The 18,052-nt window shown below is 59.9% G+C and carries 17 protein-coding genes and 1 pseudogene; 14 read left to right on the plus strand and 4 right to left on the minus strand.

The window, feature by feature from the left end:
• Window positions 1-27 precede the first annotated feature (27 nt).
• The 13 genes from dnaG to WX88_RS01115 all read left to right on the plus strand — a co-directional run bounded on the left by dnaG (window position 28) and on the right by WX88_RS01115 (window position 13,299).
• Window positions 28-2,148 carry a DNA primase gene (gene dnaG / locus WX88_RS01055; protein WP_231590592.1) on the plus strand — a complete coding sequence of 707 codons (2,121 nt, stop codon included), beginning with the start codon at window positions 28-30 and terminating at the stop codon, window positions 2,146-2,148.
• Between the two features lie 131 nt (window positions 2,149-2,279).
• On the plus strand, window positions 2,280-3,335 hold the full coding sequence (locus tag WX88_RS01060) for a potassium channel family protein (protein WP_046242458.1): 1,056 nt from the start codon (window positions 2,280-2,282) through the stop codon (window positions 3,333-3,335).
• A 61-nt stretch (window positions 3,336-3,396) separates the two neighbouring features.
• Window positions 3,397-4,671, plus strand: coding sequence for a glycosyltransferase family 4 protein (locus WX88_RS01065; RefSeq protein ID WP_046242459.1), 1,275 nt, complete (start codon window positions 3,397-3,399; stop codon window positions 4,669-4,671).
• Window positions 4,672-4,774: 103 nt separating this feature from the next.
• Complete coding sequence (locus tag WX88_RS01070; protein WP_046242460.1) at window positions 4,775-5,947, plus strand: glycosyltransferase; 1,173 nt, start codon at window positions 4,775-4,777, stop codon at window positions 5,945-5,947.
• 69 nt (window positions 5,948-6,016) lie between these two features.
• Window positions 6,017-7,246, plus strand: coding sequence for a bifunctional 3,4-dihydroxy-2-butanone-4-phosphate synthase/GTP cyclohydrolase II (locus WX88_RS01075; protein ID WP_046242461.1), 1,230 nt, complete (start codon window positions 6,017-6,019; stop codon window positions 7,244-7,246).
• Between the two features lie 240 nt (window positions 7,247-7,486).
• Window positions 7,487-7,840 carry a hypothetical protein gene (locus WX88_RS01080; protein ID WP_231590593.1) on the plus strand — a complete coding sequence of 118 codons (354 nt, stop codon included), beginning with the start codon at window positions 7,487-7,489 and terminating at the stop codon, window positions 7,838-7,840.
• Window positions 7,841-8,485: 645 nt separating this feature from the next.
• Window positions 8,486-9,181, plus strand: coding sequence for a hypothetical protein (locus tag WX88_RS01085; RefSeq protein WP_046242463.1), 696 nt, complete (start codon window positions 8,486-8,488; stop codon window positions 9,179-9,181).
• Window positions 9,182-9,474: 293 nt separating this feature from the next.
• On the plus strand, window positions 9,475-10,104 hold the full coding sequence (locus WX88_RS01090; RefSeq protein WP_046242464.1) for a hypothetical protein: 630 nt from the start codon (window positions 9,475-9,477) through the stop codon (window positions 10,102-10,104).
• A gap of 2 nt (window positions 10,105-10,106) precedes the next feature.
• On the plus strand, window positions 10,107-10,346 hold the full coding sequence (locus tag WX88_RS01095; RefSeq protein WP_156175886.1) for an anti-sigma factor family protein: 240 nt from the start codon (window positions 10,107-10,109) through the stop codon (window positions 10,344-10,346).
• 112 nt (window positions 10,347-10,458) lie between these two features.
• Window positions 10,459-11,070 (plus strand): peroxiredoxin-like family protein, encoded by a 612-nt coding sequence (locus tag WX88_RS01100; protein WP_052732226.1) that lies wholly within the window; start codon window positions 10,459-10,461, stop codon window positions 11,068-11,070.
• A gap of 263 nt (window positions 11,071-11,333) precedes the next feature.
• The gene (locus tag WX88_RS01105) at window positions 11,334-12,224 is read left to right on the plus strand and encodes a helix-turn-helix domain-containing protein (protein WP_046242466.1); all 891 of its coding nucleotides are present in this window, start codon (window positions 11,334-11,336) and stop codon (window positions 12,222-12,224) included.
• A gap of 102 nt (window positions 12,225-12,326) precedes the next feature.
• On the plus strand, window positions 12,327-12,872 hold the full coding sequence (locus WX88_RS01110; RefSeq protein ID WP_046242467.1) for a carboxymuconolactone decarboxylase family protein: 546 nt from the start codon (window positions 12,327-12,329) through the stop codon (window positions 12,870-12,872).
• 13 nt (window positions 12,873-12,885) lie between these two features.
• Complete coding sequence (locus WX88_RS01115; protein ID WP_046242468.1) at window positions 12,886-13,299, plus strand: nuclear transport factor 2 family protein; 414 nt, start codon at window positions 12,886-12,888, stop codon at window positions 13,297-13,299.
• Between the two features lie 183 nt (window positions 13,300-13,482).
• Here the strand turns inward: WX88_RS01115 and WX88_RS01120 are convergent, their stop codons facing one another.
• Window positions 13,483-14,784, minus strand: a complete 1,302-nt coding sequence (locus tag WX88_RS01120) for a competence/damage-inducible protein A (protein WP_082115838.1) — start codon at window positions 14,782-14,784, stop codon at window positions 13,483-13,485.
• Window positions 14,785-14,897: 113 nt separating this feature from the next.
• On the opposite strand from WX88_RS01120, the gene WX88_RS01125 reads away from it, so the two are divergent.
• Entirely contained in the window at window positions 14,898-15,710 is an 813-nt protein-coding gene (locus WX88_RS01125) for a DUF4197 domain-containing protein (protein ID WP_052732227.1), read from the plus strand.
• A 219-nt stretch (window positions 15,711-15,929) separates the two neighbouring features.
• Here the strand turns inward: WX88_RS01125 and WX88_RS01130 are convergent, their stop codons facing one another.
• The 3 genes and pseudogenes from WX88_RS01130 to lpxA form a co-directional block, all read right to left on the minus strand.
• A complete protein-coding gene (locus tag WX88_RS01130; RefSeq protein WP_046242469.1) occupies window positions 15,930-16,289 on the minus strand; it encodes a hypothetical protein in 360 nt (119 codons plus the stop codon).
• A gap of 193 nt (window positions 16,290-16,482) precedes the next feature.
• Window positions 16,483-17,055: pseudogene (locus WX88_RS01135) on the minus strand (ABC transporter ATP-binding protein); the annotation flags it as partial.
• Between the two features lie 81 nt (window positions 17,056-17,136).
• Window positions 17,137-17,946 (minus strand): acyl-ACP--UDP-N-acetylglucosamine O-acyltransferase, encoded by an 810-nt coding sequence (lpxA, locus tag WX88_RS01140; RefSeq protein ID WP_046242471.1) that lies wholly within the window; start codon window positions 17,944-17,946, stop codon window positions 17,137-17,139.
• Between the last annotated feature and the right edge of the window lie 106 nt (window positions 17,947-18,052).

Here is an 18,052-nt window from a genome sequence, read left to right on the forward strand (position 1 = left end):
AACGCGGAGCAAAGGCTGCGCATCACCTTGATTAGTTTACTGCAAAACGCGGAGCAACGGCTCCGCGCCACTATGGCCCGCATTCCCAAAGAGTTAGTTGATCAGATTATCCAGACCGCCGACATCGTAGAAGTCGTCGGCGACTTCGTGCAGCTCAAGCGCAAGGGGCAGAATCTGTGGGCTCCGTGCCCGTTTCACAACGAAAAATCGCCGTCCTTTTCGGTAAACCCGGCTAAGTCGCTTTATAAGTGCTTTGGCTGCGGCAAGGCCGGCGGCGTGGTGCAGTTTGTGATGGATGTGGAGGGCACCAGTTACGTGGAGGCCCTGAAGTACCTGGCCAAGAAGTACGCCATCACCATTGAGGAGGAGGAAAAAACGCCCCAGCAGCAGCAGGAGCAGAACGAACGGGACTCCCAGTTCATCGTTTCGGACTTCGCCAAAAACCACTACCACCGCCTCCTGCTAAACTCCGATGAGGGCATGAGCATCGGCTACGGCTACCTCAAGGAGCGCGGCCTGAACCTGAGCACCATTCAGACCTTTGAGCTGGGCTACTCCCTCGATAGCTGGGACGACTTGCTGAAAGCCGCCGAAACGGCCGGCTACGACAAGAAATACCTGGAGAAAACCGGCCTCACCGTCATCCGCACCGACGACCAGGGCCACGACACTGGCCGGCGCTACGACCGGTTCCGGGGCCGCGTCATGTTCCCGATTCACAACATCAGCGGCCGGGTGGTGGGCTTCGGGGCGCGCACGCTCAAGCGCGACGACAAGATGGCGAAGTACCTCAACTCGCCTGAATCGGACATTTACCACAAATCCGACGTGCTCTATGGCCTGTTTCAGGCCCGGCAGGCAATAAGGACGGAGGAAGTTTGCTACCTCGTCGAAGGCTACCTCGACGTGCTCAGCCTCTACCAGGGCGGCATTAAGAACGTGGTGGCCTCGTCGGGCACCTCGCTCACGGAAGGCCAAATCCGGCTCATCAAGCGGTATTCCGACAATGTGACGGTGCTCTACGACGGCGACGCGGCCGGTATCAAAGCCAGTTTGCGCGGCACCGACCTGCTGCTCGAAGGCGGCCTGAACGTGCGCGTCGTGCTCTTCCCCGACGGCGACGACCCCGACTCCTACATCCGCAAAGTGGGCGACCAGCGCTTCACCGAGTACATCGAAACCAAGAGCCAGGACTTCATCAGCTTCAAAACCACGCTTGTGGTCCGCGAAGCCAGCGGCGACCCGGTGAAAAAAGCCGAAGCCATCCGCGACGTGCTCCACAGCATCGCCAAGGTGCCCGATGCCATCAAGCGGTCAGTGTTCTTGCAGCAGACTTCGGCCACCTTCGGCATCGATGAGCAGGTGCTCATTACCGAATACAACAAGCTGGTGAAGGCCCCTGCCCAGAAGGCCAGCGACAACCGCAGCGGCGGAAACTATTCCGGCAACTACGGCGGCAGCGCTAATGCCGCCCCGGCCAGCAGCGGCCAGCGCCCCGGCCAGGCCCCGACCCGCCCAATGTCGGACGAGGAAGAGGCCGAGATGCTCATGTACGGCGGTGCTGAAGCCGCCGCAGCTTTGGAAACTTCATTACAACCCGCCGCGCAGGAGACCGAAGACACGCCCGACATGCTCCAAGTGTGCGAGCGCGAGGTGCTGCGGCTGCTGGTGCTCTACGCCGGGCGGGAGGTCGATACTGAAATCAGCGTGGCAGCCTACCTCATGGGCCAACTCGGCGAAAATCCGCTCACGGTGCCACTCTATGCGGAAATGTGGGAAATCTGCCGCCAGGAACTCTTGGCCGGCCGCTTCCCCGACGCCCGCCAGCTGGCCCAAAACGAGCGCGCCGACATCCGCAGCCTCATTACCGATCTGGCCACCGAGCGCTATGAAATCAGCCCGAACTGGCGCACCAAGGAAATCTACGTGTTCAACGAAGTGGACCTGCCCAAACTAGCCTGCGACAATGCCGTGCTGCGCCTCAACAAAGTGCACGTGCAGCGCGAACTCGACCAATGCTTAGAGAAACTTCGCCACCCACTAGAGGACGCCGAAATGTTCGAAATTCTGGGCGACATCAAGCGTCTAAAGGAGCTGGACAATGAACTAGCCGCGCTGCTGGGCACCGTGGTGGCGCGGGGCGCGTGAGGCAAAGGCGGTCATGCTGAGCGCAGCCGAAGCATCTCGCGTGCCACCACTAACCCTATCAATTGAATTACTCCCCGAGCGAGGTGCTTCGGCTCCGCTCAGCATGACGTTGTTGGAATCCTTACTATAAAATGCTCCGACGCCTCAACATCAGCCGCCTGATTGTCGCCATAATCCTGACGGGTTTGAGCCTGATAATTGGCATGACGGGTTTTACTCTCATCGAGGATTACGGGCCCATCGATGCGTTTTACATGACCGTGACCACCATTGCCACGGTGGGGTTTGGGGAAATTCACCCGTTTTCCGCCGCCGGGCGATTGTTCGTCTCATTTTATATTCTGTATAACCTCGTCGTGGTGGCCTACCTCGTGTCGGTGCTGTCGGCGTTTATCTTTGACGGGGAGCTGCGCAAAATTTACAAGATGATTCGGACTGACCAGGAGATAAAGCGTTTTAGTGGGCATGTAATTGTGTGCGGCTTTGGCCGCAACGGCCGCCGGGCCTACCAGGAATTGCGCGCCAACGGAGCCCGCGTCGTGGTAATTGAAGCGGATCAGGAGCTGATGAAGAGCGTCACCGCCGGCCAGACCGGCGAGGAATACGACGGCGACGGCGTGAGCAGCGGCCGCATCTTCACCGTGTTTGGCGATGCCACCACCGACTTGGTGCTCAAGCAAGCCGGCGTGGAGCGGGCCTCGGCCCTCATCACGGCCCTGCCCAAGGATGCCGATAACGTATTCGTGGCCCTCTCGGCCCGCGCCCTCAACCCGCGCCTGAAAATCGTCGCCCGCGCGTCGCTCAAAAGTTCGGAAAGCAAGCTCCTCTCCGCCGGGGCCGATTCGGTGGTGATGCCCGACGAAATCGGCGGCTCGCACATGGCCAAGCTGGTGGTGCGTCCCGAAGTCATCCGCTTCCTCGACCTGATTTCGGGCCTCAGCGCCGACAAGCTGCGCCTCGAAGAAATGAGCTACCAGCAAATGCGCCGTGACTTGCAGGGCCGCAGCATCCGCGAGCTCGACGTGCGCTCCATCACCGGGGCCACCATCATCGGCCTGCGCACCGCCGCGGGCTCGTTGCTCGTCAGCCCGCCCGTCGACTACGTGCCTGCCCCCGGCGACGTGCTGCTCGTTCTCGGCAGCGAGGAGCAGATTGAGAAGTTTGAAGTGCGTTTCAGGCAGCTGTAAGTCCCGTCCCGACTGGCTGCACTTCCACCATTCGCCTTAATTACCGACCTTTGTCGAGCTAATGAATATATTACAGATAAGCCCGCGCGTTCCGTTTCCACTGCACGATGGCGGGGCCATTGGAATTTACAACATTACGGCGGGGCTGCTGCAGGCCGGACATCGGGTGACGCTGCTGGCCGCAAATACCCCTAAGCATCACCAGCCGGCTCACGTACTGGATGCGCTGGGATCTGGCCTGCGCCTACTGCCAGTCGACGTTGATACTACCCCCCGGCCCCTGTCGGCCCTGCGCAGTCTGCTGGGCGGCCCAGGGCCCCAGGGCGTGGGCCAAGACATCCCATATAATGTGGAGCGCTTCATTAGCCTGCCGCTGGCTGCGCGGCTGAAGCAGCTGCTGGAAACCGAAGTGTTCGACGTGGTGCAGTTCGAAGGTGCCTTCGTGGCCTGGTATGCCGGCTGGCTGCGGCAGCAGGTGGCGCAAGACTGGCACCCGGCTGGCGGAATGCTGCCGCCGCTGGTGCTGCGGGCTCATAACGTGGAGTACCGCATTTGGGAAACGTTAGCCCAGAGTGCTGGTAACCCATTGAAAAAATGGTATTTCCATCACCTGGCCACCCGGATGCGGAAATTTGAGCGGTGGATGCTGAGTCAACTCGACGGCGTGGCGGCCATTACGGTAGAAGACCAGGAGCGGCTGCGCGAACTGGGCTGCACTGTGCCCGCGCCGCTGGTGCCGGCCGGGGTAATGCTCGATGCCTTCCGGCCCGACCCCACCCACCGGCCCCGGCCGCGCACGGCCTTCATGATTGGCTCGCTGAACTGGCTGCCCAACTTGGAGGCCCTAGACTGGCTACTGCGGGAGGTGTGGCCCACAGCCCATGCCGAAATGCCCGACCTAGAGCTGCACGTGGCCGGCACCGGCACCCCAGCCCATTTGCTAGCTCCGCGCACCGACAACGTGTTCATCCACGGCTTCGTCGATTCAGCTTCAGACTTCATGCGGCAGTTTGAGTTGATGGTAGTACCGCTGCTGAGCGGTGGCGGCATGCGCGTCAAAATCATTGAGGGTATGGCCTTGGGCAAGCCTATTCTGAGCACCAGCCTAGGAGCCGAGGGTATTGCCGTGCGCGATGGGCACGATATTGTACTGCGCGACGGTGCCGCGGGCTGGCTCGATGCCCTACGGGCTTGGTACCGGGGCGAGCTGCCGGTGGAGGCCATTGGAGCCGAAGCCACCCGCACTGCGGCCGAGGTGTACAGCAACCGCCGTGTGATGCGGTGCTACGAGGTCTTATACGAGCAGGTGGGCGCTCCGGTAGCCCCGGCCGTATGACAGAGGTATACGACAACCGACGCGTAGTACAGCGCTTCGTTGATTTATACAAGCAATTGCTCTTGCCCGCGCTGGCCGGTACGCCCGCTCATTCGCCGCCCGCATGAAGCTCCTTGTACTTCTTTCGCGCTTTCCGTACCCGCTCGATAAGGGTGACAAGCTGCGTGCCTACCACCAGCTGCGCTACCTGGCCGAGCGTCACGAAATCTGCCTGTTTGCCCTTACGGATGAAGATATAGCGGTTGAGGCCAAGGCGGCGGTGCGGCCCTTGTGCCGGGCTGGTCTAGTGGTGCATCGGCTGCGGCGCCCCGGCATTGCCCGCAACATGGCCCGGGCTTTAGGCGTGGGCCGACCGTTACAAGTAGGCTATTTCCATAATGCTTTGGCCCAACGGCAGGTTGATGGGCTGCTGCGCGATTTCCGGCCCGACCACGTTTACTGCCAGCTCATTCGTATGGCGGAGTACCTGCGCTCCCACGCCGGGCAAGTGCCCATGACTCTGGATTACATGGACGTGTTTTCGGCGGGTATGGCGCGGCGGGCCACCCAGGCCCCGCTCTGGCAGCGCCCGGTGCTGGCGCTGGAGGCGCGGCGCCTGCTGGATTACGAGGCGCAGGCATTCAACTGGTTCCGGCACCACACCATCATCAGCGACCAGGACCGGCAGCTTATTCAACACCCAAGCCGGGACCAGATTGAAATTGTGCTGAATGGCATTGATACGGACTTTTTTCAGCCCCAGCCCACAACGGCCAAAGAGTATGACGTGTTGTTTTCGGGCAACATGAGCTACCACCCCAACGTGGACGCAGCCTGCTTTCTGGCCGAGGAAATTATGCCCCTGGTGCGGAAACAACGGCCCGGCGCGCGTCTGTTAATAGCAGGTACCACGCCCGCGCCCCGGGTTCAGGCTCTGGCCTCAGCCCACGTGGTGGTGAGCGGTTGGGTGCCCGATATTCGAGCGGCTTACGCTGCGGCACGGGTGTTTGCGGCGCCCATGCGGGTGGGTACGGGCCTGCAAAACAAGCTGCTCGAAGCCATGGCCATGTGCCTCCCCTGCGTGACTACGCCACTGGCCAATAATGCCCTGGGGGGCCGTGAGGGCCAGGAATTACTTGTGGCTCCGGCTGCTGCTACTGCACTGGCCGCGGCCATCACCGGCTTGCTCGAAGGCGAGCTTTACGCCGAATCAATTGCCCGGCGCGGGCACCTTTTCGTGCAGCAGCGCTTCACCTGGGCTGGCGCTACGGCCCGCTTGGAGGCTCTGTTCGATTAGGGGCGCCGACGGTGGGGCTAACTTTGCGGGGGGCCTCGTTGTTAAGGCCGAAATATTACCTATCCCACCATGCTCGATTCCATCGAATCCGCCATTGCCGATATCCGCGCTGGCAAGGTCGTTATCGTCGTCGACGACGAAGACCGTGAGAACGAGGGCGATTTTATTTGCGCTGCTCAGTGCGCCACGCCCGAAATCATCAACTTTATGGCTACCCACGGCCGCGGCCTGGTGTGCGCCTCCCTGCCCGAGCAGCGCTGCGAAGAGCTGGGCCTCGATTTGATGGTGGGCCATAATACGGCCCTGCACGCTACACCGTTCACGGTGTCGGTCGATTTGCTGAAGAACGGCGTGACCACCGGCATCTCGGCCTCCGACCGTAGCAAGACCATTCTGGCCCTCATCGACCCCACCACCAAGCCTGAGGAACTGGGCAAGCCGGGGCACATTTTTCCCCTCAAGGCCCGGAAGGAAGGCGTATTGCGCCGGGCTGGCCACACGGAGGCGGCAGTGGACCTGGCCCGCCTGGCCGGGTTCGAGCCGGCCGGGGTGCTGGTGGAGATTCTGAAGGAGGATGGCGAAATGGCCCGCCTGCCCGATTTGGAAATCGTGGCGAAGCGCTGGGACCTGAAGCTGATTTCGGTGCAGGACCTCATCAAGTACCGCCTCGCCCACGAAAGCCTCATCCACCGCGAGATATCGGTGCGGATGCCCACCGAGGACGGCGATTTTGACCTGTATGCCTTCACCCAGCGCTCAAACGGGGCGCAGCACCTGGCGCTGGTGAAAGGCGACATCAGCGGGCCCGAGCCGGTGCTGGTACGGGTGCACTCCTCGTGCGTGACCGGTGACATCTTTGGCTCGTGCCGCTGCGACTGCGGCCCGCAGCTGCACCAAGCCATGCGCCAGATTGAGCGTGAAGGCCGCGGCATCATCGTGTACATGAACCAGGAGGGCCGCGGCATTGGCTTGCTCAACAAGCTGAAAGCCTACAAGCTACAGGAACAGGGCCGCGACACTGTGCAGGCTAATGAAGACCTCGGCTTCAAGGGTGACGAGCGCGACTATGGTGTGGGCGCGTCCATTTTGCGCGACCTCGGCGTGACCCAGATGCGCCTGCTCACCAATAACCCCCGCAAGCGCACCGGCCTCGCCGGCTACGGCCTCGAAGTGGTAGATACGCTGCCCATTGAAATCAACGCCAATCCGCACAACGAGGTCTATTTAGCCACCAAGCGTGATAAAATGGGCCATGAAATCATGCGCAAGGTGCCGAGCGACGCGCCGGAAGCGGCGTAACGAAGGAAGCCTTTCGGAGGAAAGTACAGCGCATTAAGATTGTTTGGATGGATAGCTGTATCTGTGTTGCTGTCCTTTCAGTAATTAGCCACCACTAGACTTCTTGATACGACAATAGAAAGGATCCTCAGCACATTGCTGAGGGTCCTTTCTATTTCAAACGGGCGGGATTTTACCTCTACTATTAAGCGAATATACTCTCTGTTTATATACAATCCCACTGACTCCAGTATTGGCGCCTTGGTCACGGCTGACTCGGATATTCCGGGTCCCGCTGTGGCGACGGGAAAAGTGGGCATTCGACTGGTCAATCTAGGGTTTGAGGCTGGTGCGGTTACGTTGGCACCACAAGGCGCGGGGACGGCCCCTTTCGTTGCCAATATTGCTTATGCGGGGGCTAGCCCATTCGTACTTGTTGATGCGAAAGACTATGTACTATCCGTGCAGCAAGCCGCCAGCCCCGAGGCGGCGCTGGTTTCCAAAAATGTAGCCCTTGTTCCCGGCAACTCTTACACGGTCTTGCTACGTGGCCGAAATTCCGCCACTGCCCCAGTGGAAGAGCAACTCACGTTCGACCTTATCAGAAACGACTAATTGCATAAGAGCGCACTTACGGACCTTCATTCTGTGAATCAGATTTCTGAAATTCAATTTGTCCGCTGCACGCTTTATTGGCTGCATAAACAATCTGTAAAGAACTGTTCAAAAAATCGAGCATTAAATAACGTTGCAGGGTACTCCTGGAGGAGGTGCTGAAATGGTTGCCGGGCCTATCAGCGGACTAATCCGGTCGGGCAACGACCAAAGGGTAACGAACACAGGATAGGATAACCTCGCTGGGTGATTAATTGGTGATTGAAGTAATCGGGGTTTTATAGCTGGTAAGTGCTGGCAACAAGTCGTCCGGAAGGCGCGGCAAGTCGTCCGGAAGCCCCGGCAAGTCAACCGGAAGGCGCGGCAAGTCAACCGGAAGGCGCGGCAAGTCAACCGGAAGCGGTGACAAGCCTTCCGGAAGCCTCGGCAAGTGGTCCGGAAGGCGTGGCAAGTCGTCGAGGAGGCGCGGCAAGGCATCCGACATGGGTGGCAAGCCTGCCGATGACGCCGGCAAGGCAACTGACGGGGCCGGCAAGGGCACCGGGGCCATCCGTCAGTAACCGGGCGGGCGAGCCCGGCCGCGGGAATAAGAAAATAAGGACTACTTTGGACGGCGTAACCTTCACTTAACAAGTTTTTTGTCCTATGCACTCGTTCCGTGCCGACCAATTCCGTATGATGGGCGTGCTTTCGCCCTGGATTACCGCCAACCTGCCCGCCATCGGCAAGAGCAAGGTGGCGGGCAAAGAGGCCGCCGACGTAGTGGCGGGACTGCCCGCCGTGCAGGCTAAAGCCGGCCTCACGGCCCTTGAGACCAAGCGGGTAACCGAGCGCCGCACCGAGCAACGCACGGCTTTTGAAACCCGGCTTCTGGCGATGTTGGGGCCCTTGCAGATAGTGGCCGCCGACGCCAACGACATGGATTTTCTGGCCTTGGTCACCATCGGGCGCACCACGTTCCGCGAGCTGCGGCCCGAGTTGCAGGCGGGGGTGGGGATGCAGGTGCTGGCCCGGGCCGAGGCCAATGCGGAGGCCCTGGCTAATCACGCCGTTGATGCCGAGTATCTGGCCACGACCCGCACCATCGCCGAGGCGTTTCAGGGGGGCCTGCCCGATACCCAGCTGCTACTCGACGCTCGCCAGAATGCCAACGCCACCTACGAGGAAGTGCACGAGGCCCAGATGATGCAGATTTACGAGCTGGACAAAGCTATGAGCATCTTCGAGGCTGTGAACCCGGAACTCTACAAAGGCTACAAAGTGGCGCGGAGCCTGCTCGTCACGGGTAGCGGCAAGGCCAAGGCGCCGAAAGGGGGAGAAGCCGGCGTAGCGGCCGTATAAGACTCAGCTCTTGAATCAAAAAAAGCCACTCCGCGGAGTGGCTTTTTTTGATTATTTAATCCCAGTTGCGGACCATCGCCCAGCGCGTTGACAGGTGTTTTAGAGACTGTTTGTGTTTGCTAGCACAATGTAGAGACGCGACCCTTCGCGTCTCATCGTCCGCGCCGTTTGCCCGTCATCGTTCAACGACAAGACGCCAAGTATGGCGTCTCTACAAATAGGTATTTGGGGTGGGGGTTGTAAGGACATAGAATAAGGGGCGTCTGTCGGGGGGAATCACGAAATACTGCTTCATGTCACACCGCTATTCCTTCCTTTTCTTGCTGAGCTTGCTGGCCCAGTTGACTTGCTCCGCCTCAGCCCAAGTGGGGCCGCCGACCATCCTCACGACCTCGCTCAGCCAGCCTACGGCCAAGGTGGGCACCGAGTTGGACGTGGTGGTGCAGGCGGAAATTCAGCTGCACTGGCACCTCTATGCCACCGATTTCAGCGACGAGGTGGGGCCGGTGGTATTCATCCTGACGTTTGCGAAAAGCCCGGCCTACGAGCTGGTGGGCAAGCCCCAATCCATTGGCTCGAAGCACGTGCCCGACGAGGTGTTCAACGGCGAAGTGGCCTTCTTTCGAGAACACCGGCCAGATTCGCCAGCGCATCCGGGTGCTCAGGCCCGGCCCGCTCACCATCAAAGCCGAGGCGGAGTACCAAAGCTGCTCCGATGCCGATGGCCGCTGCGTGCCGGGCAGCACTTCGCTCACTTTCGGCCCGCTGAATGTGGCCGCCGTTGCGCCGGCCCAGGCCAAACCTACTCGTTCAACTTCGGCCCGCACCCCGGCCGCCGCGCCGAAGCCGGGTTTGGTGCCCCCGCCGCAGGCTTTACTTGCCATAGTCGTGCGCTAGTCAGGTTTTCAACTATGAAACGATGACCATGCTTCGCCTCATTACCTGCCAGCAGGCCACTCTTTGGGTTGAAAAGCGGACCGATATTGCCCTGCCCCTCGGCAACCGCAGCAGCCTCTGGATGCACTTGAGCTATTGTGCCAAGTGCCGCCGCTATGCCCGCCAATCGGCCTGGCTCGCCCATATTGCGCGAGACGGCGCCCGCCGAGCCCATCCGGTGGTATTGCCCGCCGCCGCCCGCGAGCGACTACGTCAACGTCTCCTCTAACGCGGTTTCGTAGCTGGTGAGCCGTAGCGCGGACTACAAAGGCCACGCTGCGGCACGAGTACCTCGTGCTTAATCAAATCTCCCTTTACCCTTTTACTTTTCAAACTTCGTAATGAAATCATTCTTTTTTCTGGCTGCTCTCGGGTTGCCGCTGGTTCCGCTGGCCGCGCAGGCTCAAACGTCTACCACCGCGCCGGCCCTTACCGCCTCGGCCCTGAAGGTGGGCGAAAAGGCCCCGGTTTTCAAAGGCAAAGACACCGCCGGCAATGAAGTTGAGCTAAGCAAACTGCTCAAGAAAGGCCCCGTGGTGCTGTATTTCTACCGGGGGCAGTGGTGCCCCTTCTGCAATAAGCAACTCAGTCAGCTTCAGGATTCCCTGCAGCAGCTCACGGCCAAGGGCGCGCAGGTGGTCGTGATAACGCCGGAAACACAGGCTAACATCGACAAAACGGTGGAGAAGACTAAAGCCGCGTTCCCGATTGTGCACGACCAGGATTTTGTCATCATGAAGGCCTACCGCACGGCCTTCATCGTCGATGACGCAACGGTCACCAAATACCAGGGCTTCGGGGTGGACCTGAAAAAAGCCAACGGCTCTGATGCCGCCGTGCTGCCCGTGCCAGCCACCTACGTCATTGGCCAAAACGGTAAAATCAAGTTCGCCTATTTCGATTCTGACTACCGCAAGCGGGTGACGGTAAAACAGGTGGTACAAGCCCTATAAAGCCCGTTCGCCAGCTTTACCCATGAAACAGTGGCCTTGCGCGCTCTGGTCGCATGCGATGTGTAGCCCATGTCATTCGAATACGCGCAGCTGTTTCGGCTGTGCCAGGAGCAGCACTGCGCCGCCAAAGCTTCTGTAGAAAGCGTCGGTGGCGGCAGTGCAATGAACAAAAAGAGGAAATCATCCAGCCTGATGGGTTTTTGTCCGGGCTAATGGCGGTGTTGTTTTCCGTGCTTTGTAATTGAATCAATCTGCTTTTAGCAATGAGTCCTATTACTTTGATAAATGAACGCAGCGGCGAGCTTGCGCTGAAAATCAGCCGGACGGGGCCGGGCGAAAACCCGTTCGACCACCTCTGCCGGTTCAACTACTACTCCATGGTGTGGGTGCGGGCGGGCCACGGCACGCTGCGGGCCGACTTTTCGGAGTACGCGTTTGCACCTAATTCGCTGCTGTGCTTCAGTCCCTATCAGCCCTTCATGCTGGTTCGCGCCATGCCCGACCTGGAGTTGACCACGGTGCAGTTCCACCCCGATTTCTTCTGTATCGTCAAGCATCAGGCGGAAGTGGCCTGCAACGGCGTCCTTTTCAACAACATCTACCAGCCGCCGGTGGTGGCGCTTGATGCGTCCACGGTCGCCACGCTGGCCAATACCCTGCGCGAGCTGGAGGTCGAAATGCAGCAGCCCGCGGTGGCGCAGCACGAGTTGCTGGTGGCTCAGCTCAAGATTTTCCTCATTCATGCCTCGCGCTGCAAGCTGAACACCCTCCCGGCCGGCGCCCCCACAGCGGCGGCGCCGCCGGGGCGTCCGGCCTACGTGTTGCAGCAGCTGCGCGACCACATCGAGGCGCACTACCGCACCAAGCACAGCCCGGCCGACTATGCCGAACTGGTGCACCTCACGCCCAAAGCTCTGGGTCAGCTCACCAAAAAGCATTTTCACAAAACGCCGTCGGACCTTATTCAGGAGCGCATCGTCATCGAGGCGAAGCGTGAGCTCTACCTCACCGACAAGGCCGTGAAGCAGATTGCCTGGGAGCTGGGGTTTGAGGACGAGTATTACTTCAGTCGCCTGTTTAAGCACCAGGCCGATGTATCGCCGAGCCTGTACCGGCAAACGGTGGGCTTTGCCCGGGGCAATTTGTCCAGCTAGTGACGGGCATTCTCCATGTTGGGGCGCTAGGTGGCGCGGGACCTTTGTGCTGTTCAGCAACGCCGCTGAAAGACACCTTTTCACCCCAATTTTCAAGAACCAATGGCAAATTTCACCGTCCCCACCCGCGAGCAGGTTTCACCCAGCAGCCAAGCCCAGTTCGATGGCCTGCAGCAGGCCCTGGGCTTCGTACCCAACCTCTACGCCACCATCGCCTACTCCGAAAACGGCCTGTCGAAATACCTGGCTTTTCAGGGCGCTAAAACCTCACTCAGCAACAAGGAAAAAGAAGCCGTCAATCTGGTAGTGAGTGAAGTGAATGGCTGCCGCTATTGCCTGAGTGCCCACACGCTACTCGGCAAGATGAACGGCTTTTCGGAGGAAGAAATTCTCACCCTGCGCAGCGGCCACGCCACCGATGCCAAGCTCGCAGCCCTAGTAGCCCTGGCCAAAGACGTGACCGCCCACCAGGGCCGCGTAGCACCCGCCACGCTCGACGCCTTTTTCGCGGCCGGCTATGACAAGGGCAACTTGGTTGACGTTATTTTGCAAGTCAGCGACAAAGTGGCCATGAACTATCTGCACAACCTGACCGAAGTGCCCATCGACTTTCCGGTGGCCGCGCCGCTCGCTGCCGAGCTGGCTTAATTCAATTCTTGCCATGACGACATCCCCGCTTCAGCCACCCTTCACCCCGGAAACTGCCGCCCTCAAAGTGCAGGCCGCCGAAGATGCCTGGAACAGCCGCGACCCCGACCGGGTGGTGCTGGCCTACACTCCCGATTCGGAATGGCGCAACCGCACCGAATTTTTGCAGGGCCGCGAGCAAATTCGCGCTTTCCTGCGCCGCAAGTGGGACCGGGAGCTCGACTACCGTCTCAAAAAAGAGCTGTGGGGCTTCCGCGAAAACCGCATGGCCGTGCGCTTCGAGTACGAGTTTCATGATGCCGCTGGCCAGTGGTGGCGGGCCTACGGCAACGAAATGTGGGAGTTTGCGCCCTCGGGCCTGATGCAGCGCCGCTTTGCCAGTATCAATGACCTGGCCATTACCGAAGACGACCGGCGCCTGCGTTAACCAGTTCTGAAATACCTCGGTTGCCCCTCCGCGAGAATTCGTGGAGGGGTTTTCGGGATTCGACGGGCCCTCTGACTATGCGTTGCCATACACAGGCATTTTCTGGTGAGGGTTCGGTTTTGAACGAAAAAGCCACTCCGCAGAGTGGCTTTTTCATTTGCTTAGGGCGGTAGCACGGCTCCGCTACAGCGAAGCCAATTGCTGCCGCAGCAGCGTGAGCACCGACTGCGCGGCGTACTCCACGTTCAGGGCGCGGCCGCGGTCCAGCACGTATTCGCGGCTGATGGTCTGGTTTGCATCGGCGTAGGCCAGGCACACGGTGCCTACTTGCTTGGTAGCGGTGGCGCCGCCGGGACCTGCGATGCCGCTGGTGGCCACGGCCACATCGACGCCCAGGCGCCGGCGGGCGCCTTCGGCCATCTCGCGCACGGTGGCTTCGCTCACGGCGCCGTATTGGGCCAGGGTGTCGGTCTGCACGCCCAGCTCAGCCTGCTTGATGTCGTTGTGGTAGGCCACGATGCTGCCCCGGAAGTAGCCCGAACTGCCCGGCACGCCCGTGAGGCGGTGCGCGACCAAGCCGCCAGTGCAGCTTTCGGCCGTGCCGATGGTAAGGTTGCGGGCCAGCAGCAGCTTGCCAATAGCAGCTTCGAGCGTGGTTTCTTCCTCGGCAAAAATGTATTCGCCGATGCGCTCGCGCAGCACGGGCAGCAGGGCCAGCATGCGACCGCGCAGGTCGGGCTGGCCGTCGTCGGTGCCCGTCAGGCGCAGGCGCACGGCCCCGAAGCTGGGCAGGTAGGCCAGCTTGATGTTGGCGGGGAGAGCATCTTCCCAATCGGCAATTTTCTCGGCCAGGAACGACTCGCCGAGGCCGGCCGTCATGATGACGACATGCTCTATGGGAGCCAAGTGAAACTGGGTTTGCAGGCGCGGGAGCACGTGGTCGGTCATCAGGCGTTTCATCTCGAAAGGCACGCCGGGCATGCTCACGAACACGGTGCCCTGGTCCAGAAACCACATGCCCGGGGCCGTGCCCACGGCGTTGTGCAGCACTTCGCAGTTGGCCGGCACGAGGGCTTGCTGGCGGTTCACGTCCAGCATTGGGCGCTGGAAACGCTTGAATATTTCTTCAACATGATGCAGCGTGGGCTCGTGCATCACCAGCTCGGTGCCGAAGTAGCGGGCCAGTACATGCTTGGTGAGGTCGTCTTTAGTGGGTCCCAGGCCGCCGGTGATGAGGACGACTTGTGCCCGCTGCCGGGCTTGGTCCAGGGCCGCCACAATCTCATCGGCGCGGTCCGAGACCGACGAAATCTGCCGCACCCGCAGGCCAATTTTGGCCAACTCCTGGCCCATGAAAGCCGAATTCGTGTCGATGACCTGCCCGTAGAGCAGCTCGTCGCCGATGGTCATGATTTCGACATCGGGCGGGGCGGCCGGTGTAGGAGCAGAAGCTGAAGCGTAGGGCTGCGGGGCGGGAGTGGGCATACTGAGGAGAAAAAAAATAGGTTTGGCCGCAAAATTGTCTTCAATTTGCAAGAGCGACGGTCCAAGGACAGCCACAGGGGTCATCCGGTTTTCCCGTTGCTGCAGTTTATTCCATGTTTACACGCATTACCAGCACCCTGCTGGTAGCCGGCCTCTTGGCCACTACCGCCCCGGCCGCCCACGCGCAAACCACGGCCGCCAAAAAAGCTGCTGCTGCTAAAAAAGCTGCTGCCGCCAAATCAGCCGCTGCCAAGGCCGCAGCTGCTAAAGCGGCCGCCGCCAAGGCCGTTCCCGCCACGCCACCGCCCGCCCCACTCACCGAAGCGCAGGCCAGCGCCGGCATCAAGGAAGCTCTCAACAAAGGCATCATCAAAGCCGTCGAATTTGCCTCGGAGCCCGATGGCTATAATACCAACGACGAGATTCACATTCCCTTTCCGGAAGATGCTATTCTGATGAAAACAACCCTGAGTAAGTTTCCAGGGATGAACACCGTTATCAGTACCTTCGAAACTCAACTCAACCGCGCCGCTGAGGCCGCCGCGCCCAAAGCCAAGGATATTTTCCTCAATGCTCTGGCCAACATTAGTATTACGGATGCTCTGACGCTAGTTACCAGTGGTTCCACAGATGCGGCTACTCAGTTCTTGCGCAAGTCCACCGAAGCCCAGCTAATTAGCGCATTCCGTCCCGATATTGGGGCCGCCGTTGACCAGGTAGGCGCGGGTGCTGCCTACGCCAAAATGACGAGCAAGTACAACCGTATTCCGCTGATTACCCCGGTACAAACCGACCTTGCAGCCTACACCACGCAAAAAGCCGTGGATGGCCTTTTCATCCTGCTGGCTAATGAGGAAGCCAAAATCCGCAAAAACCCGGCCGCCCGTACGTCAGACATTCTCAAGCAAGTGTTTGGTCGCAAGTAAGCGGTCCTGCTGAGCGGAGCCGCAGCATTTCTTTCGGGGTTCACGATTGAATTACCTCCTCACGGGAGATGCTTCGGCTGCGCTCAGCAGCACGTTGTTTGATGCGCTTACTTCGTTTGGCTGTTTAAAGGTCAGAGCACGCCCTGCACCTTCATGAAAAATCCCCGGCTGGATACCAGCCGGGGATTTCTGTAATTATAGTCTTCAAAGAAATCAGTATTAATAGTCGTCGCTGTCGAAGCTGCTGCGGCGACCGCCTCGACCGCTGGTGTAGCCTTCGTCCTCTTCGTCATCATCATCGGCGAAGTCGTCATCGTCGTCATCAAGGCTGGTGAAAGCACCACGGTCGGCGTTTTCGGCCCGTTCCGCCTCCACAAATTCTTCTTCCGTCATATTGGCCAAGTCCAGGGCTTCGTCGTGCGAAGAGCCGGTATCGGTCCACATCAGGTAGTCAGCGTATTTGGCGGAGAGTCGGTCTTCGGAATTGCCGATGACGGCCCCGCCGCCTTTGGTGGCGTAAGAATCCAGAGTATCGTCGTCGTCGAGCAGGTCGTCGTCCAGGTCGTCGTTATCTATCATGGCCGGGGCGGAATTAATGTAGAGGTGAGAAATTGTGCCTAAGCTGGCCGCGAAGATACGGTGCGGGCCAATTCGCGGTTGAGTATTGCGGTAATTTTAATGCGTGAAAAGTAAGCTCAAGCTTTGCAAAGGCCCTTTATAGCCAGTTGTATTGCTCCTTACTCACCCCAATATAGGAAGAAGTTAAAAGCAATCAAAAACCAGGTTTTTCTCGGGTAGTCTGATAATCCGTCACCAATAGCTGCTCGTCGCAAAAGGCATATTCAGCCGATACGTTGGAGCTGAGCAGCAGCGTGCGGCCGGTGCGGGTGGCTTGCACGTGTTCCTGATACCAGGCCACGCCGGTGGCGTCTAGGTTGGTGGTGGGCTCATCGAGCAGGAGTAAGGGCGCGGCGGCGTATAGGGCCAGAGCCAGCTTGAGACGCTGCTTCATGCCCGACGAAAACTCGCGCACGAGCTGATGGCGGGCCTTCTCCAGATACATAAGGTCAATGAGCCTATCCAGCGAAATCCCCGACCGCAGGGCCTTAAATTGGGTGTGGAATCGCAGCAGCTCCAGCAGCGTCAGTTCTTCGAGCAGCTCCAGGTACGGGGCCGCGTAGGCCAGGTGTTGCGGCAGGTCTTCCACGGCCACGGCGCGCCCCGCCAAAGTATAGGCCAACATGCCCTCGGTGGGCAGCAGCTGGCCCGAGAACGTGTTCAGCAGCGTGCTTTTGCCCGCGCCGTTGGGTCCCAGCACGGCGGTGGCGCTGCCGGGCCGTAAGGTGCGCGTGAGCCCCCGGAAAATCCAGTCGCGCTGAAAGCGTTTACCCAGCCCGTCGGCCGTAATCTGCATGGCGGGCGGTAGCTAGTCGGCCTCGCTGTCGAGGTCCAGCCGTTCGCGCTTGGGGCCTTTGATGATGCCCCGCGTGGCGGCCCGCACGAAGTTCAGCGCCAAGTCGCGCTCGGTCGAAGGACGAATTTCGGCCTCAATGCGCGCCAGGGCATCGTGCGTGTTCATGCCCCCCAGAAACAGCAGCCGGTATAGGTTATGCAGTTCGTTGACTTGCTCTTCCGAAAAGCCGCGCCGCCGCAGGCCGACTGAATTTATGCCCGCGTAAGTCAGGGGCTCACGGGCGGCCTTCACGAAGGGTGGAATGTCTTTGCGCACCAGCGAGCCGCCTCCCAGAAAAGCATGCGCCCCAATTGTCACAAACTGATGGATGGCCGAGGTACCGCCCAGAATAGCCCAGTCGCCCACGGTGACGTGCCCGGCAATCTGCACCGAATTGGAAATCACGCAATGGTTGCCGATGGTGCAGTCGTGCGCTACGTGGACGTAGGCTTGCAGCAGGCAGTGGCTGCCCACCACGGTCCGGCCCCGGTCCACGGTGCCGCGGTTCACCGTCACGCACTCACGCAGCACGGTGTAGTCGCCAATCACGGCCGTGGTTTGCTCCCCGGCAAATTTTAAATCCTGGGGTACGGCTCCTACCACGGCGCCGGGAAATATCTGGCAGTGCTGCCCAATGCGAGCCCCATCCATGATGGTCACGTTCGGCCCAACCCAGGTGCCCTCCCCAATTTCGACATCTGCCGCAATGGTCGTAAACGGTTCAACGGTTACGCCGGGCGCAAGACGAGCAGAAGGATGAATGTAGGCGAGAGGGGAAATCATTCTTAACTGAATTATGAGTAATGAGCTACGAGTTATGAGTTGTTCGGGAGAGGCGCAGTCTGATTAAGCGGCTAACTCCTAACTCATAACCATAACTCATAACTTA

The sequence above is a fragment of the Hymenobacter terrenus genome (assembly GCF_000972495.1).
Taxonomy (GTDB): domain Bacteria; phylum Bacteroidota; class Bacteroidia; order Cytophagales; family Hymenobacteraceae; genus Hymenobacter; species Hymenobacter terrenus.

What these genes read in the sequence shown, in the direction of transcription:
- WX88_RS01060 (WP_046242458.1), top strand. Translation starts at nt 2,280, where the DNA reads ATGCTCCGACGCCTCAACATCAGCCGCCTGATTGTCGCCATAATCCTG.
- WX88_RS01065 (WP_046242459.1), top strand. Translation starts at nt 3,397, where the DNA reads ATGAATATATTACAGATAAGCCCGCGCGTTCCGTTTCCACTGCACGAT.
- WX88_RS01070 (WP_046242460.1), top strand. Translation starts at nt 4,775, where the DNA reads ATGAAGCTCCTTGTACTTCTTTCGCGCTTTCCGTACCCGCTCGATAAG.
- WX88_RS01075 (WP_046242461.1), top strand. Translation starts at nt 6,017, where the DNA reads ATGCTCGATTCCATCGAATCCGCCATTGCCGATATCCGCGCTGGCAAG.
- WX88_RS01085 (WP_046242463.1), top strand. Translation starts at nt 8,486, where the DNA reads ATGCACTCGTTCCGTGCCGACCAATTCCGTATGATGGGCGTGCTTTCG.
- WX88_RS01090 (WP_046242464.1), top strand. Translation starts at nt 9,475, where the DNA reads ATGTCACACCGCTATTCCTTCCTTTTCTTGCTGAGCTTGCTGGCCCAG.
- WX88_RS01095 (WP_156175886.1), top strand. Translation starts at nt 10,107, where the DNA reads ATGCTTCGCCTCATTACCTGCCAGCAGGCCACTCTTTGGGTTGAAAAG.
- WX88_RS01100 (WP_052732226.1), top strand. Translation starts at nt 10,459, where the DNA reads ATGAAATCATTCTTTTTTCTGGCTGCTCTCGGGTTGCCGCTGGTTCCG.
- WX88_RS01105 (WP_046242466.1), top strand. Translation starts at nt 11,334, where the DNA reads ATGAGTCCTATTACTTTGATAAATGAACGCAGCGGCGAGCTTGCGCTG.
- WX88_RS01110 (WP_046242467.1), top strand. Translation starts at nt 12,327, where the DNA reads ATGGCAAATTTCACCGTCCCCACCCGCGAGCAGGTTTCACCCAGCAGC.
- WX88_RS01115 (WP_046242468.1), top strand. Translation starts at nt 12,886, where the DNA reads ATGACGACATCCCCGCTTCAGCCACCCTTCACCCCGGAAACTGCCGCC.
- WX88_RS01120 (WP_082115838.1), bottom strand. Translation starts at nt 14,784, where the DNA reads ATGCCCACTCCCGCCCCGCAGCCCTACGCTTCAGCTTCTGCTCCTACA.
- WX88_RS01125 (WP_052732227.1), top strand. Translation starts at nt 14,898, where the DNA reads ATGTTTACACGCATTACCAGCACCCTGCTGGTAGCCGGCCTCTTGGCC.
- WX88_RS01130 (WP_046242469.1), bottom strand. Translation starts at nt 16,289, where the DNA reads ATGATAGATAACGACGACCTGGACGACGACCTGCTCGACGACGACGAT.
- lpxA (WP_046242471.1), bottom strand. Translation starts at nt 17,946, where the DNA reads ATGATTTCCCCTCTCGCCTACATTCATCCTTCTGCTCGTCTTGCGCCC.